18 protein-coding genes are annotated in these 15,039 nt (G+C 33.6%); 5 read left to right on the top strand and 13 right to left on the bottom strand.

The window, feature by feature from the left end; genetic code table 11:
* Positions 1–47 precede the first annotated feature (47 nt).
* The 3 genes from OZP09_RS09595 to OZP09_RS09605 all read left to right on the top strand — a co-directional run bounded on the left by OZP09_RS09595 (position 48) and on the right by OZP09_RS09605 (position 2,484).
* Positions 48–896, top strand: coding sequence for a glycosyltransferase family 2 protein (locus OZP09_RS09595; protein WP_281310677.1), 849 nt, complete (start codon positions 48–50; stop codon positions 894–896).
* 80 nt (positions 897–976) lie between these two features.
* On the top strand, positions 977–1,723 hold the full coding sequence (locus OZP09_RS09600; RefSeq protein WP_281310678.1) for an MlaE family ABC transporter permease: 747 nt from the start codon (positions 977–979) through the stop codon (positions 1,721–1,723).
* Entirely contained in the window at positions 1,723–2,484 is a 762-nt protein-coding gene (locus OZP09_RS09605; protein ID WP_269237577.1) for an ABC transporter ATP-binding protein, read from the top strand. Before OZP09_RS09600 ends, OZP09_RS09605 begins: the two co-directional genes overlap by 1 nt.
* Positions 2,485–2,574: 90 nt before the next feature.
* Here OZP09_RS09605 and OZP09_RS09610 read toward each other — a convergent pair whose 3' ends face one another.
* From OZP09_RS09610 to OZP09_RS09665, 12 genes are all read right to left on the bottom strand, one after another.
* Positions 2,575–3,177 carry a SprT-like domain-containing protein gene (locus OZP09_RS09610; RefSeq protein ID WP_269237578.1) on the bottom strand — a complete coding sequence of 201 codons (603 nt, stop codon included), beginning with the start codon at positions 3,175–3,177 and terminating at the stop codon, positions 2,575–2,577.
* 71 nt (positions 3,178–3,248) lie between these two features.
* Complete coding sequence (locus OZP09_RS09615) at positions 3,249–3,926, bottom strand: SDR family NAD(P)-dependent oxidoreductase (RefSeq protein WP_269237579.1); 678 nt, start codon at positions 3,924–3,926, stop codon at positions 3,249–3,251.
* 36 nt (positions 3,927–3,962) lie between these two features.
* Entirely contained in the window at positions 3,963–4,934 is a 972-nt protein-coding gene (locus OZP09_RS09620; RefSeq protein WP_281310679.1) for a M20/M25/M40 family metallo-hydrolase, read from the bottom strand.
* A 22-nt stretch (positions 4,935–4,956) separates the two neighbouring features.
* Entirely contained in the window at positions 4,957–5,613 is a 657-nt protein-coding gene (locus OZP09_RS09625) for a hypothetical protein (protein WP_269237580.1), read from the bottom strand.
* 1 nt (position 5,614) lies between these two features.
* Positions 5,615–6,649: an ATP-grasp domain-containing protein gene (locus tag OZP09_RS09630; RefSeq protein ID WP_281310680.1), complete on the bottom strand. Its 1,035-nt coding sequence runs from the start codon at positions 6,647–6,649 to the stop codon at positions 5,615–5,617.
* Positions 6,650–6,662: 13 nt separating this feature from the next.
* On the bottom strand, positions 6,663–7,373 hold the full coding sequence (locus OZP09_RS09635) for an NRDE family protein (RefSeq protein ID WP_269237583.1): 711 nt from the start codon (positions 7,371–7,373) through the stop codon (positions 6,663–6,665).
* Positions 7,361–7,849 (bottom strand): DinB family protein, encoded by a 489-nt coding sequence (locus tag OZP09_RS09640; protein ID WP_269237584.1) that lies wholly within the window; start codon positions 7,847–7,849, stop codon positions 7,361–7,363. The genes OZP09_RS09635 and OZP09_RS09640 overlap by 13 nt, the downstream gene beginning before the upstream one ends.
* 2 nt (positions 7,850–7,851) lie before the next feature.
* Complete coding sequence (locus OZP09_RS09645; protein ID WP_269237585.1) at positions 7,852–8,238, bottom strand: DoxX family protein; 387 nt, start codon at positions 8,236–8,238, stop codon at positions 7,852–7,854.
* Between the two features lie 6 nt (positions 8,239–8,244).
* Entirely contained in the window at positions 8,245–8,703 is a 459-nt protein-coding gene (locus OZP09_RS09650; RefSeq protein ID WP_269237586.1) for a YHS domain-containing (seleno)protein, read from the bottom strand.
* A 6-nt stretch (positions 8,704–8,709) separates the two neighbouring features.
* Positions 8,710–9,306 carry a peroxiredoxin-like family protein gene (locus tag OZP09_RS09655; RefSeq protein WP_269237587.1) on the bottom strand — a complete coding sequence of 199 codons (597 nt, stop codon included), beginning with the start codon at positions 9,304–9,306 and terminating at the stop codon, positions 8,710–8,712.
* Between the two features lie 89 nt (positions 9,307–9,395).
* A complete protein-coding gene (locus OZP09_RS09660; RefSeq protein WP_269237588.1) occupies positions 9,396–10,073 on the bottom strand; it encodes a Crp/Fnr family transcriptional regulator in 678 nt (225 codons plus the stop codon).
* 104 nt (positions 10,074–10,177) lie between these two features.
* On the bottom strand, positions 10,178–11,320 hold the full coding sequence (locus tag OZP09_RS09665; protein ID WP_269237589.1) for an acyl-CoA dehydrogenase: 1,143 nt from the start codon (positions 11,318–11,320) through the stop codon (positions 10,178–10,180).
* 438 nt (positions 11,321–11,758) lie between these two features.
* On the opposite strand from OZP09_RS09665, the gene OZP09_RS09670 reads away from it, so the two are divergent.
* Complete coding sequence (locus tag OZP09_RS09670; protein WP_281310681.1) at positions 11,759–12,331, top strand: chalcone isomerase family protein; 573 nt, start codon at positions 11,759–11,761, stop codon at positions 12,329–12,331.
* A gap of 145 nt (positions 12,332–12,476) precedes the next feature.
* On the opposite strand, the gene OZP09_RS09675 is transcribed toward OZP09_RS09670, so the two are convergent.
* Entirely contained in the window at positions 12,477–13,631 is a 1,155-nt protein-coding gene (locus OZP09_RS09675) for an endo-1,4-beta-xylanase (RefSeq protein WP_281310682.1), read from the bottom strand.
* 178 nt (positions 13,632–13,809) lie between these two features.
* Here OZP09_RS09675 and OZP09_RS09680 point away from each other — a divergent pair, with 178 nt between their 5' ends.
* On the top strand, positions 13,810–15,036 hold the full coding sequence (locus OZP09_RS09680) for a Glu/Leu/Phe/Val dehydrogenase dimerization domain-containing protein (RefSeq protein ID WP_269237591.1): 1,227 nt from the start codon (positions 13,810–13,812) through the stop codon (positions 15,034–15,036).
* Positions 15,037–15,039 lie beyond the last annotated feature (3 nt).

Genomic DNA, 15,039 nt, shown 5'->3' on the forward strand with positions numbered 1-15,039 from the left:
GAACTGGCGTAGCAATTTAAGAGATTGGAATTTTAAATTCAAAATTTATGAAATATTATATCGTCATTCCCGCACACAACGAACAGGATTTAATTGGCCTGACTTTACAATCCCTGGTTTCACAAACCGTTTTACCATCAAAAGTTGTGGTGGTTAATGACAATTCAACTGATAAAACAGAAGAAGTAGTTTTGAGTTTTGCAAAAGAAAATCCTTTTATTTCTGTTGTCAACAAAACTTCAGATGCAATTCACATGCCGGGGAGCAAAGTGATTCAGGCATTTCAGAAAGGTTTTGAAACCTTAGATTCTGATTATGAAATCATTGTCAAAATAGACGGAGATTTAATTTTCCCACCAAACTATTTCGAATCCATTATTAAACATTTCGAATCCGATTCAAAAGTCGGAATGGCTGGAGGATTTTGTTATATTGAAAAAAACGGTGGCTGGATTTTAGAAAATTTAACCGACAAAGATCATATTCGCGGCGCTTTAAAAGCGTATCGCAAAGAAACCTTCAATCAAATAGGAGGCTTACGTCCTGCAATGGGCTGGGACACCGTAGATGAATTATTATGTAAATATTACGGCTGGAAAATTGTAACAGACGAATCGTTACAAGTAAAACACTTAAAACCAACCGGTGCCAATTACAACAAAACAGCCCGTTATAAACAAGGCGAAGCTTTTTATACTTTAGGTTATGGCTTTTGGATTACAGCTATTGCTTCTGCAAAACTGGCCATGATGAAGAAAAAACCATTTCTTTTCTTAGATTATATAAGAGGTTTCTGGAAGGCAAAAAATGCAAAAACTCCGTTATTGGTTACCCCTGAACAAGCTAAATTTATAAGAAAGTATCGTTTTCAAAAAATGAAACAAAAGTTAATTTGATTGCCAAAGCAACCGAAAATGGGAAAGTCATAACCCAAAACTCATAACTTCTTTTTACCTTAGCCAATATTTGTAAAACTATGATGTTAGTTCGTTATTTATCCCAGGTAGGGAAATATTTTTTAATGCTGAAAGAAATTTTCAACAAACAGACTAAATGGTCTGTAATGAAAAAATTAATTTTCAAAGAAATCGACGATTTAATAATTGACTCCCTCGGAATTGTTTGTTTTATCTCTTTCTTCATTGGCGGGGTTGTAGCTATTCAGACTGCTTTAAACTTAACTAATCCTTTAATCCCAAAATATTTAATTGGTTTTGCAACGCGTCAGTCTGTAATCCTGGAATTTGCACCTACTTTTATTTCGGTAATTATGGCCGGAAAAATGGGCTCTTATATCACTTCAAGCATAGGAACTATGCGTGTTACCGAACAAATTGATGCTCTTGAAGTTATGGGGGTTAATTCCTTAAACTATCTGGTTTTCCCAAAAATAGTAGCTTTATTAATGTATCCGTTTGTAATTGGAATCAGTATGTTTCTGGGAATTTTTGGAGGATGGCTTGCCTGTGCTTATGGAGGATTTTCTACAAGTCAGGATTTTATCCAGGGAGCTCAAATGGAATTTATCCCTTTCCACATTACATATGCTTTTATTAAGACTTTGATTTTTGCGATGTTGTTGGCTACAATTCCATCTTTTCACGGGTATTACATGAAAGGCGGTGCATTAGAAGTTGGTAAGGCAAGTACAGTATCCTTTGTATGGACATCAGTTTGTATCATTCTTCTAAATTATATATTAACTCAATTATTATTAGGATAATGATAGAAGTAAAAAACATAGAAAAATCATTTGGTGACAGCAAAGTTTTAAAAGGTGTTTCGACAGTTTTTGAAACTGGAAAAACCAACTTAATTATTGGGCAGAGTGGATCGGGAAAGACAGTTTTATTAAAAACACTATTAGGAATTCACACACCCGACTCAGGAACAATTGAATTTGATGGCAGGGTTTATTCTGATTTAAACAAGGATGAAAAACGTGAATTGAGAACGGAAATCGGAATGGTTTTTCAGGGAAGCGCTTTATTCGATTCGATGACTGTGGCAGAAAATGTAGCTTTTCCGTTAAGAATGTTCACAAATAATAATAAAGCTCTAATCAAAGAACGTGTTGATTTTGTTTTGGAAAGAGTAAATCTGGTTGATGCACATCAAAAGCTTCCTTCTGAAATCTCAGGAGGTATGCAAAAACGTGTAGCGATTGCCCGTGCGATTGTAAATAATCCAAAATATTTGTTTTGTGATGAACCAAATTCAGGATTAGATCCAAATACCTCAACTTTGATCGATAATCTGATTCAGGAAATCACAAAAGAATACAATATTACAACTGTAATTAACACACACGACATGAACTCTGTGATGGAGATAGGAGAAAATATTGTTTTCTTAAAAAAAGGACTGAAAGCCTGGCAGGGCACAAAAGAGGAAATCTTTAGAACGGAAAACAAAGACATTGTAAAATTTGTTTATTCTTCGAATTTATTCAAAAAGGTAAGAGAGGCTTATCTAAAAGGGTAAAATCTTTAAAATTTCAATATTTAAAATTCCAAATTCCAATCTTAGTTTAATTGGGATTTGGAATTTCTATATTTGGAATTTAATTTCTCTTTATTGAATATTTATTAATTCTACCTCAGCATTTGGATTAAAAAGATATAATTTCCCGGTACTAATTTCCAGACATTCAAAACGTTTTGTCCGTACAGCAATTTTCTTGAAAATTTTCCCATTTTTAATTCTGAAAACACTGCCATACGGAATTTCAAAAACATAATTTTTATCATTTTCCTTATCATATTGCTTCAAAGCCAATGATAAAGTAGTATCGGTATCACTGCTTGCAGAAGGGTTCTTAAAATGTCTCGCCAATAAGGGAAGAATTTGATTTGGAAAAATCTCCGGACGAATAAAGGGTATCATTAATCGCTGAAAGGTCAATTTCCATTCATTACCGTGAGGTTTTATATTTCGTCCAAACTTTTCAAAAGCAACTAAATGAGAAATTTCATGAATCAGCGTAATCAAAAATCGATATTTATTTAAACTCGCATTGACTGTTATTTCATGTTTGCCACTCGGTCCTCTCCTGTAATCACCATGACGTGTCTGACGCTCGTTAACGATTTTAAGGTGCACCTGATTGGCAACGATCAAATCGAAAACAGGCTTTACGGCATGTTCGGGGATATATTTGGCTAGTGTTTCGCTCAATTTGAGTTAAATGTTTTTTGTTAAAAGTTAGATGTATTTGGAATTTGGGTTTTAAAAAATTGGAATTTAATCTACGGATTGGTAGAAGAAACTTCTAATATCTTTCCATTAAAATATTTATTCCCATTAAGCGTAAAATCATAAATATAAGTTGCCATTCCTTCAGCAGAAATGGGAGCCTGATAACCAGGGAAAGCCTCATTCAGCATTTCAGTCTGGACAGAACCTAAAGCCAAAACATTAAATGAAATGCCTTTTTCTTTGTATTCTTCAGCCAGTAATTCTGTTAAGGTACCAACAGCACCTTTGCTTGAACTATAAGCTGCTAAACCTGCGAATTTCAAACTTCCGCGAACACCGCCAATCGAACTGATGGTTACCACATGACTGCCTTTTTCAAGATAAGGCAAACAAATTCGGGTTAGATTAGCAACGGCAAAAACATTCACTTTGTAAATACTTTCAAAATCAGCATGAGTGGTTTCTGCAAAAGGTTTCAAAAGCAAAGCGCCTGCGTTGTGTACTACAGCATCTACTTTTTTCCATGTTGAAGAAAGAAAATCGCTCACAATATTGAGTTGAGATTCATCTGCCAGATCAACTGAAAGACAGGTTACATTTGGGTGTTCTAAAAGCGCTTGCGGAATTTTTCTGGAAATCGCTAAAACATTATGTCCTGCATTGGCAAACTGTAAAGCCAGTTCATAACCAATTCCTCTACTCGTTCCAGTAATAATAATATTTTTCATGCCACAAAAATAATCAAATCTTCTAAAAACGAGTCTTTATTTAGTCATTGTAATTTCTTGCGTTGGAGTTGTTGCAATTTTGGTAACAGCCGGCAAAAACTCCTGCGTAAATTTAGTGATATGCGGAATATTCATTAGCTGAAATTCATCTGACGGATGATGATAAAATTCGAAATTCTCAAAATCAAAAGTACTTATGGACTGACACGGTTTTTTGAATGCTTCATAAAAAGAATAATTATCAGAACGGTAAAAGAGTTCATATTCGGCTTCTTTTGGAAGAAAGCCAATTGTATTCTTTCCGGTATACTGATTAATCCTTTCGGCCATATTTGATTTATCAAAACCTGTTATGTAGGCAAGATAATCACGTTTCATAGGTACACCCACCATCTCAATGTTGAGCTGGGCGTATAAATTAAAATCTTTCTTTTTAAGTTTTTGCACTAAACTTTTAGATCCTAATAATCCTTTTTCTTCCCCGGCAAAAAACACAAAAAGGATGCTTCTTTTATTCAATTTTGTCTTAGCGAAATATTTAGCCATTTCTGCAACTACGGTGACTCCGGAAGCATCATCGTTTGCACCGTTATTGATCACATCATCCTGCTTGTTTTTCAGTAAACCAATATGATCATAATGTGCACTTAAAACCAAAAACTCTTTTTTGAGTTCAGGATCGCTTCCTTCTAAATATCCCACAATATTATATGCCGGCGATTTAAAATTCGTAAGTGTATCACGATACGTACTGAAATAAGGCTTTACATTATTCTTCTTAAAAAAATCCTCTAAAAAAACAGCTGCTTTTTCAATTCCCCTCGTTCCTGTCTCTCTTCCTTCGAGTTCATCAGAAGAAAGATATTTTAAAAAATCTGAGACTTCATTTTGTTCGACCAAATAATTGCTTTCAATAGCGGTTTCTTTGGAAGCTGTTTCTCCGACTGATGAAATATTAGATTTGCAGCCCAATAAAATAAACGGAAAAAGAAAGTATAGTTTTTTCATAGTCAAAGTTTTAGCTTTAAAGCTAAAACTTTAAAGCGATTGATTTAAAATATTTTTTATAGACTTTTGCTACCTGAATACTTCCAAGTAAAATAAAAAACAATGGAATAAAAACAGGTACTATATACTTTGAAAATTGGTTTGTTTTTTGAACAACAGTTTGCAGTATGACTATTAAACTTAACATTCCGATAAAAACCCCACTCAAAGTTCCAGCAATATAGTAATATTTCAGCTTTTTTTCAATTATGATATATTCCTCTTTGACCAAATATAGATTCCAGCTGGTCCAAAATGGCAATTGCAAAAAGTTGAGGCAATTTAAAACAACGCCAATTGCAAATGGCGAATATATTAAAGAAGTATTCAAATTACTTTTTGACGAAATATTTGAAGACGCTGAATAAAAATAATACGCGAGAAGAAACATAAAAAACACTGAAAAAAAATCTATAAGTTTCATTAGCTTTCTATTTTTAACCAATTTCTGAGCAAAAAGAAGCGTAAAATAAATCACAAAACTTTCTACAAAAACAACGCCGCATAAAAAGAAAACTAAATTATGAAAACCATATTTAGTATAAATTTCCAATCCAGCTAAATTGAGATATCCTAAAGGAATTGATCCAATAAAACTTACCAGAAATCCAACTGCTATGTTTTGCAATATTTTAAGCATTTTAAAAATTTAGAATTTTGTTGTTTTGAGCCACGTGTAAACGGTATTCATTCATGCCTACTTTATAATCTAAATAAGGAAATCCTCTTTTATGATTGGCAGCACTTATTTCGTACATATACGTAATATGTCGTGCCAGTTCTTTCCATGCAAACCATACAGAATGTTTAGGATCGTAAATATGAGTGGGTTCACTTGCTGCGCCATTTAATTCTACGATTTGAAAATTCTCGCCTCTTTCCAGTTCTTCAAAAGAATTGTACATAATGTCAAATCTTCCAAAATAAAATTCCGGAATCTGAGAACAAATCTTATTAATTGTTTCTGTCAGTTTTGGTGTAATCAAATGACTACCATCTATAAATTTAGCGCCACGGGCATGATTCCCAAACGGTACTAAATTTACACTTTCTCCCTTAGGGACTACTCGATGCAAAAGATCTCCATATTCTTCTTTTAATGCTTTAAACTGTAGTTCAAATCTGGGTGTTTTATGAATTAAATCTTCAATCGTTGAAATGCCATCACCAATAACAATCAAAAACTCTTTGGCAACAATTCCCGTAATTCTCCCTTGTTGTTCATGCGGATGGCGAACATAAAAAACACCAACTTCTTTTTTAAATGTAATCATATCCTGAAGCAGAAAATCAAAATTTGCTTTCTCGGCATAACTATTCAGTTCTGAAACATTTTGAATTTTTTTGACTCCGGAACCTCGCAAACCAATATCAGGTTTTGCTATTAATGGAAAATAAATTCCGTATTCTATTGCTTTATTGACAATATCTTTTATTTCACTATTTTCCTTAATCAAAATAGTTTTGGGATAATACTCCTTTGGAAGCAAATCATAAATCTGCTTTTTGCTTTCCATTAAAAATCCTCCATTCTTAATTTTTGGATTGGATGCATTAAAGAAAAAAATAGATCTTGCTTTGATTGCATAATACGCCCAAAGAAAATAAATTGGAATATATAAAACCTGAAACGGCCAATATTCCCAATTTGCGATTTTATGGAAAAATAGCTTCATCTTTATTTTTTTATTAAATATTAATAAATGCGGTAGAAAAATTTTGTGCTGCGAGCAAATCATGGTATTCAATGACACTTTTATTTTGTTGAATTGAAACTTGCGTAATACTTACCGTTTTCAAAACATTTTCCCGATTGATTATCAAACCATTTTCACAATCATCTCCCTCCGTATTTTTATGAAAATGCATCATATCTAATGGTGAAATTTCTTTTTTATCTTTTAAGAATTTAGCAAACCATCCAGAACGTTTTTTTCGAATTTCATCTGAATATAAAGTTACCGAAGACCATATATAATTTTGGGTTTCATCTAATAGCTTTGTTCTTTTTAAAATACCATCCCAAATAAGTTCGTACAGCTTTTTATCCTGGTACAAAACCACTGTAAATGGCTCAATATCTTCCAGATTAATTTGGTGCCAAAAATGGATTGGAGAATTACTTCCAATAATATCCAAAGCAATCACACCGCGGCTCTTTCGATACAAAAACTGAACTTCATGCTTTATAATTCCTCCGTTTAAAAGCACCAAAATTGTTCCATTTGCATCTGCCGCAAACCAGGTCCCTCCAGCTTTTGGATCTTTTGGGTATATGATATTTTTATCGCCACAGATGTAATTTCCAGGCGGAATCGCGTTTGGCCGAATCACTTTTTCATCCCGGTTTGAAGTGATTATTACGGTTTGATTATTGTTGATAAAACTTACTGTACACATTGTTTTTTATATTCGATTGTAGAACGGGCAACACCAAAATTATCATCCAGCAAAATATTTTCATATTGCAATACAGCTACTTTAATTAACGCCTGATGATGAATGCAATGTTCCAGATTATACAAAAGTTCTCTGTAATAATTGCTTTGAATTCTAAAGGTAAGTCCGTCGATCATTTGCTCTAAATAGATTATTTTATTTTCTTTCCGAAGGTTATTTTTAATATTCAAAATACATTCTTTTGCAAATTCGGTTTCCGTTTGAATTTGTTTGTTCCGTTCCCGGTTATCGTAATTCAAGGCTCCTGAATCATAACCATTTTCAAGACATTGAAACATTTCAAGAATATGGCGGGTGTGTTCGCCAATACTCGAATTGCTTAATGCTTCACATGATTTTGAGTAAGCTGAGTCAGAAATCTGATTCAGCAAATTTGTTAACTCATCTAAACTATAATTAATGGATTTTATCAGCATGATTATTTTGTTTTTAGAAGGTTAATGATTTTATGTTTATTGAAATATAGCAATCCTAAACAACACATAATTGTGATAAGTGCAAGTGAAAAAAGTAGTCCTTTATCCGCTTGCACTTCAATTCCTAAAACAAATAAATGCGAAAGAACAGCGCCAGTCATAACGCCAATTCCGCATAAAGCCCCAAGCCACGTTGTTTTAGGAATTAAAATTAAAATTACCACTAATAATTCTGCAATACCGGAACCAATTCTTCCATAAGGTTCAATTCCCAAAGTCGAAAAAATGTACACACTTTCGGGCGCGCCGGTAAATTTAAAATACAAAGTCTGCAGTAAAATAACCGAAGCAGTTATCTTTAAAATCCAGATTATCAATGCTGTTTTCATAACCTTTTATTTATAGATTTTTTTCCAATTCACTTCAGCCTTTGTTTTCAAATTAGCTTCGTCCTTATTCCAGCTTTTCAAAGTATTATTAAAAAAAGCATTGTAAAACAAATACAATTTTCCATCTACAATTTTAAATGTTTCCGGGTTTATTTCAACTTTTTCTCCAGCACTTCCCATTGCGTACGCGCACCATCCGCCAAATTGAGGTTCATAAAGAGCCGGATTTTTTACAAAAACATCTTTATTTCCTGAAGAAGAAAATTTATAAATTACCCCCATATAGGCAGCACTAAATTCATTTTTCCCTTTTACCGCTCTATTTTGTTTAAAATACGCTACCGGATCATAACCCTGAATGGCAGTTTTATTCTCTAAGTTATATTGAGCAATTCTTTTCGCGTCATTTTGAGAAAATGAAACCGCTGATACTAAAACGAATACTAATAAAATTATCTTTTTCATCTTATTTTAATTTAAGTTTTTTAATACTGAAACTAATAATTCAGATGTTATACGATGCCTGAAATCTGGCGAAATGTATTCAAAAAGAATATCACCGTCCGTATTTACTACAAACAAAGAAGGAACAGGTAAAAAGTTGGTATTCACCCCTTTTGAATGTACGTTAATAACTGATTTATAGTTTTCCGGAGCTTCAAAAGCAATCCCAAAAGCTTTGATTAATTCTCCTTTTGAGTCAGAAAGCAAAGTATATTTTACTTTATTCTTTTCTACGGTAATTTTTAAATTCTCGGGAGCATCCGGACTTATAGCAATAATTTGATATCCTAAATCCAGGACTTGTTTTTCGGTTTCCGCCAAAGCAGATAAATGCAAATTACAGTACGGACACCAGCCTCCGCGGTAAAAAATTAAAACCGTTTTCTTTGTCCTGATTAAATCAAAAACGTTTATGTCTTTGTTTTCAGATGTTTTTAAAATTAAATTTGGAATCTTCTCTCCTATCAACAAAGGAGCAATATCAGTTGCAGACTTGGGAACTGCATTTTGGGAATTGGCAGCAATACTAAATACCGCCAAAAGCATTATGAGTGTTTTTTTCATGATTAATAGTTTTATCTTTTATGATGATGTAAAACTACTTTACTATGAAAAAACAAAATGTCGGCTAATTTACACTTTAGGTAAAATAATTATAATTGGCTTATATCTTTGATAATAATCTCTTTTCTGGTATATATTAAAAGATTATTTACTTCCATTTCATTTAACAATTGTGTGGCGGTTTGCCTCGAAGTACAAATAATCTGGGCAATATCATTTTGGGTTAAATAATTTTCGATAGTAACCCGATTTCCTTTTTTAATTCCTTCATGTTCCGCCCAGTCTTTAAGGAATTGATACAATCTGGTTTTGGCATCTTTAGAAATTAAATTCGCATAATTATTTTTGATGCGCTTCATTTTCAGCCCGACAAATTTGGTATAAGAAAGTGCTAATGTTGGATTTCGCAACAATAAATCTTCAAAATCAGACATTAAAAAACTGCAAATCGCAACGTCATTAGAAAGTACTTTTGCATATTCATTGGCTTTTTCATCGGTTTCTAAAGTCAGTTCGCCGAATAAATCTCCTTTCTGAATAATATCTTTTATCGTTTCATTTCCCTCTTCGTCAACAGCAACAATTTTAATATTCCCTTTTTTAAGCAAGAAAATACGAGGTACATCTGAAGAAGAAAAATAAATAATTTCCCCTTTTGATGCTTTTTTGAAACCTGTAATAATACATAATTGTTTAATTTGCCCAAAACTTAGTGTTCTAAACAATTTGTGATCACGCAAATACCAGTATTTTAATTCTTCATACATAAGAGTTAATTCTATAAGGTAAATGTAATTAATTTTTTATCTCAAAAACAAAACCCTTTCGAACACAAAATTCGAAAGGGTTTTATATGGTTTTCTAATGAAATTTATTCTGCGATAACAGATCTTGAAATCACAATTTTCTGAATCTCTGAAGTTCCTTCGTAAATCTGAGTGATTTTTGCGTCACGCATCATACGCTCTACATGATATTCTTTCACATAACCATTTCCACCGTGAATCTGAACCGCTTCTACGGCTGTATCCATTGCTACCTGAGAAGCAAATAATTTAGCCATCGCGCCACTTACATCATAATTTTTATGCTGATCTTTGTCCCAGGCTGCTTTCATACACAAATGACGTGCTGCTTCAATATTTACAGCCATATCAGCCAGTTTAAAAGCAATCGCCTGATGATTGCAAATTTCTGTTCCGAAAGCTTTTCGTTCTTTGGAATATTTTAAAGCAAGCTCATAAGCCCCTGAAGCAATTCCTAAAGCCTGTGAAGCTATTCCGATTCGGCCTCCTGCAAGTGTTTTCATGGCAAATTTAAATCCGAATCCGTCTTCTCCAATTCTGTTTTCTTTCGGGACTTTCACATCACTGAACATTAAGGAATGTGTATCTGAACCACGAATCCCCATTTTTTGCTCTTTTGGCCCAACTGAAAAGCCCGGCATATCTTTGGTCATAATCAGGACATTTATTCCTTTATGCATTAATTCAGGATGTGTTTGTGCGATAACTAGATAAACAGAAGCCGTATTCCCGTTTGTAATCCAGTTTTTTGTACCATTTACCAAATAGTGATCGCCCATATCGATAGCGGTTGTTTTTTGCGAAGTGGCGTCACTACCTGCTTCAGGCTCGCTTAAGCAAAATGCTCCATGAATTTCACCCGAAGCCAGACGAGGCAGGTATTTTTGTTTTTGTTCTTCAGTTCCAAATTCCTGCAATCCCCAGCATACTAAAGAGTTATTTACAGACATCACTACTGAAGCCGATGCATCAACTTTAGAAATTTCTTCCATCGCAATTACATATGAAATTGTATCCAGCCCGCTTCCTCCGTATTTTGGATCCACCATCATCCCCATGAACCCTAACTCACCCATTTTTTTTACCTGTTCGGCCGGAAAAATTTGCTTTTCATCTCTTTCAATTACACCCGGCAACAGTTCATTTTGAGCAAAATCTCTTGCAGCCTGCTGTATCATTAAATGCTCTTCTGTTAGATTAAAATCCATAATAGTGGTTCTTTAGTTGTTAAAATGCTTTCATGCTCTCCGTGAAAGAAGCTTTTCAAAGATAAATTTTAAATACCAAATAACAATGCATGCATAGTATTTTAAGTTTTAATCCAAAAATACTATAACGTTTTCGTTCCAACTCTAAACTAAAATTAACAAAACCTAAATATTGCAATATATTATTCAAAATTTAGGGTAAAATTATAGATAGGAAAAATTACAAACTAACCATTTATAGATTTCACACATCAACAGCTGCTGCATTGTAAATCGACGATAAAAATACTCTTACTAATTTGATTTTTAATTCAATATATTTTTCAAATCAATTGCAATATCATAAAAAACTTGTCGTTTAAAAGACTAATTTTTGCAGATTAACAGTACTTTTGCAAAAAACAAAAACACTAAAAAAAACAATTATTAAGAAAGACTATGAAAAAGATTTTACTATTACTCACGCTTTTTGTAAGCATACAGTTCTCAGTAACTGCGCAAACACACATTGATGTAAACGGCGTTACTGTTCCAAGAAAAATTGAGGTTTTGAACAAAACTTTGCAACTTAACGGAGCTGGCGGAAGATCAAAAATGTGGATGGAAGTATATGTCCAGGCTTTGTACCTATCGCAATTAACACAGGATCCACAATTTATTATGGACAGCGATACCGAAATGGCAATTAGAATCGAAATTACTTCGTCTATGGTTTCAGCCAACAAATTGGGTAAAGCAATGGATACAGGATTTGAAAAATCTGCTGCAGATAAGCTTGTGGCATTACGACCAAGAATTGAGCAGCTGAAAACACTTTTAAGTGATAAGATTACAGAAAAAGATGTTTTTATATTAGCTTATAGCCCTTTGGATCAAACGATAAATGTTTTCAAAAATGAATCATTAAAAGGAAAAATTCCCGGGTTTGATTTCAAAAAAGCATTGTTCGGAATCTGGCTGTCTGATAAGCCTGTTGACGAAACGTTAAAGAAAAACTTATTGGGACAATAAACTTCCTTAGTTTCATAAATAATAAGCCGAAAACAAAAACTGTTTTCGGCTTTTTTTATAATTGATTCAAATACATTTAATAGTATTATTTTTCACATCAACTAACTTTAACAAATGCAAAATCAGTTCTAAAGCAATATTTTTTTTAATCCCTTTTTATATTTAAAATTGCTTTTAAAGCAGGTTTTGGTTTTTTATTACGATCGTATAGTAATGGATAATTCGTCCTGTTTGCAATAGGGTAATCATTTTTCCAGGACATTCCGTCATGCAGACCCCAGAAAGTAACACGATCAATTTTGTCGCGTTTTCTGTAAAATATTTCAAATAACTCCGCATATCTGTTTGCCAATTGCACCTGAATATCCTCTGGCAAGCCTTTACGGTAGGGATCTAAAAAAGTTTTAAATTCTTCTAATTCATATTGAGGATGTAACAATCCGGTTCCAATAATTTGTCCTTGTTTTGTTAATGGCAAAACGTCAATGTCTAATTCTGTAATCATTACTTTCACCCCTAATGAAGCAAATGAATCTATTGCCGCTTCTATATATTCTTTTTTAGGATAATTAAGTCCCCAATGCCCCTGAATACCAATCCCGTCAATTCTCACACCTTCTTTTTTCAGCATTCTCACCATACGCATAATACCATCTCTTTTTGTGGGCCTCCAAACATTAAAATCGTTGTAATATAATTCTGTGTGTGGCGCATATTTACTTGTAAATTTAAATGCATTCTTTACTAATGTATCACCATTACCAATACTATTAACCCAGTTCGTTTTACGGTAAGAGCCATTTTCGTCCATCACTTCATTTACAACATCCCAGGCTTGTACTTTTCCTGCATATCTGCCAGCAATAGTCTGAATATGCATTCTCATTCGTTCCATTTGCGCTTCCTTCGTATTTGGGTTACCATTTTTATCCTGAAAAAACCATTCAGGCGTCTGATTGTGCCATATTAAAGTATGCCCCACTATAAACATTTTATTTTTTTGTCCAAATGCCACGAAGTCATCTGCAGGTTTAAAATTATACACTCCCGGTTCCGGATTTATTCTTTCTGCTTTCATGACATTTTCCGGAGTAATAGAATTGAATTGCTTTAAAATAATATTTTGAGACACTAAATCCTTTCCGGATGATATCTCTTCATTTACAGCCATTCCTATTCTAAAATCATTTTTGAATGACTCTTTTAAAGTTAAATCTGAATGGTTATCATTTTCCGGATCCTGTTTTTTACAACTAATCAAAACAGCAAATATGGCTAAGATAATTACTTTCAATTTCATGTTTTTTAAGATTAAAGTTTCTGAAAAGATAGTAAAATTATTTTCTTAAATGCAACAAAGCCAAACAATAGCAATTGCATGTTTAAGACTTGCATTTGTAAATTAAAAAAGAAATCAAAGTGCATATTTCTCATAAAACCTTTCATATATTTGCTCAAAATAAATATATCGCAACAATATGAAAGATTTATTGCAACAATTCGAAAATAAAGAACCTGAAATTGTTTTCAACTGGAAAGATTCCGAAACGGAAGCCGAAGGCTGGACTGTTATTAATTCACTTCGCGGCGGAGCTGCCGGAGGCGGAACCAGAATGAGAAAAGGCCTTGACATGAACGAGGTTTTATCATTGGCAAAAACAATGGAAGTAAAATTCTCCGTATCAGGTCCTGCAATTGGAGGCGCTAAATCCGGAATTAATTTTGATCCGAACGATCCGCGTAAAAAAGGCGTATTACAACGTTGGTACAAAGCCGTTTCGCCTTTATTAAAAAGCTATTACGGAACCGGAGGCGATTTGAATGTTGATGAAATTCATGAAGTAATACCAATGACAGAAGAATGTGGCGTGTGGCATCCGCAGGAAGGCGTTTTTAACGGACATTTTAAACCAACAGAAGCTGACAAGATCAACCGCATTGGTCAATTGCGTCAGGGCGTTATAAAAGTGATTGAAAATCCTAAGTTCTCTCCTGATGTAACCAGAAAATATACTGTCGCTGATATGATTACCGGCTTTGGTGTTGCTGAGGCTGTTCGCCATTTTTATGCAACGTACGGCGGCGATATAAAAGGTAAAAAAGCAATAGTTCAGGGTTTTGGCAATGTGGGTTCTGCTGCTGCTTTTTATCTGGCAGAAATGGGCGCGAAAGTTATTGGCATCATTGACCGTGACGGAGGATTAATCAAAGAAGAGGGTTTTTCTTTTGAAGAAATCAGAACTTTGTTTTTAAATAAAGACGGAAACAAATTAGTAGCCAATAATATGATTCCGTTTGAGGAAATCAACTCAAAAATCTGGACGATTGGTGCTGAAATCTTCACTCCTTGTGCAGCTTCCAGACTGGTAACTCAGGCTCAAATAGAAAATTTAATCGCAAATGGCCTTGAGGTGATTTCATGCGGAGCAAATGTTCCTTTTGCAGATAAGGAAATTTTCTTCGGATCGATCATGGAAGAAGTAGATCATAAAGTAAGTCTGATTCCTGATTTTATTTCGAATTGCGGAATGGCGAGGGTTTTTGCTTATTTCATGGAGAAAAAAGTTCAGATGACAGATGAGGCCATTTTTAATGATACTTCAGAAATTATTAAAAATGCGATTGTAAAAGCTCATGCTTTAAATCCTTCAAAAACCAATATTAGTGCAACAGCTTTTGAAATTGCGCTGAAACAATTAGTATAATTT

Source organism: Flavobacterium flavigenum, assembly GCF_027111255.2.
Lineage (GTDB): Bacteria > Bacteroidota > Bacteroidia > Flavobacteriales > Flavobacteriaceae > Flavobacterium > Flavobacterium flavigenum.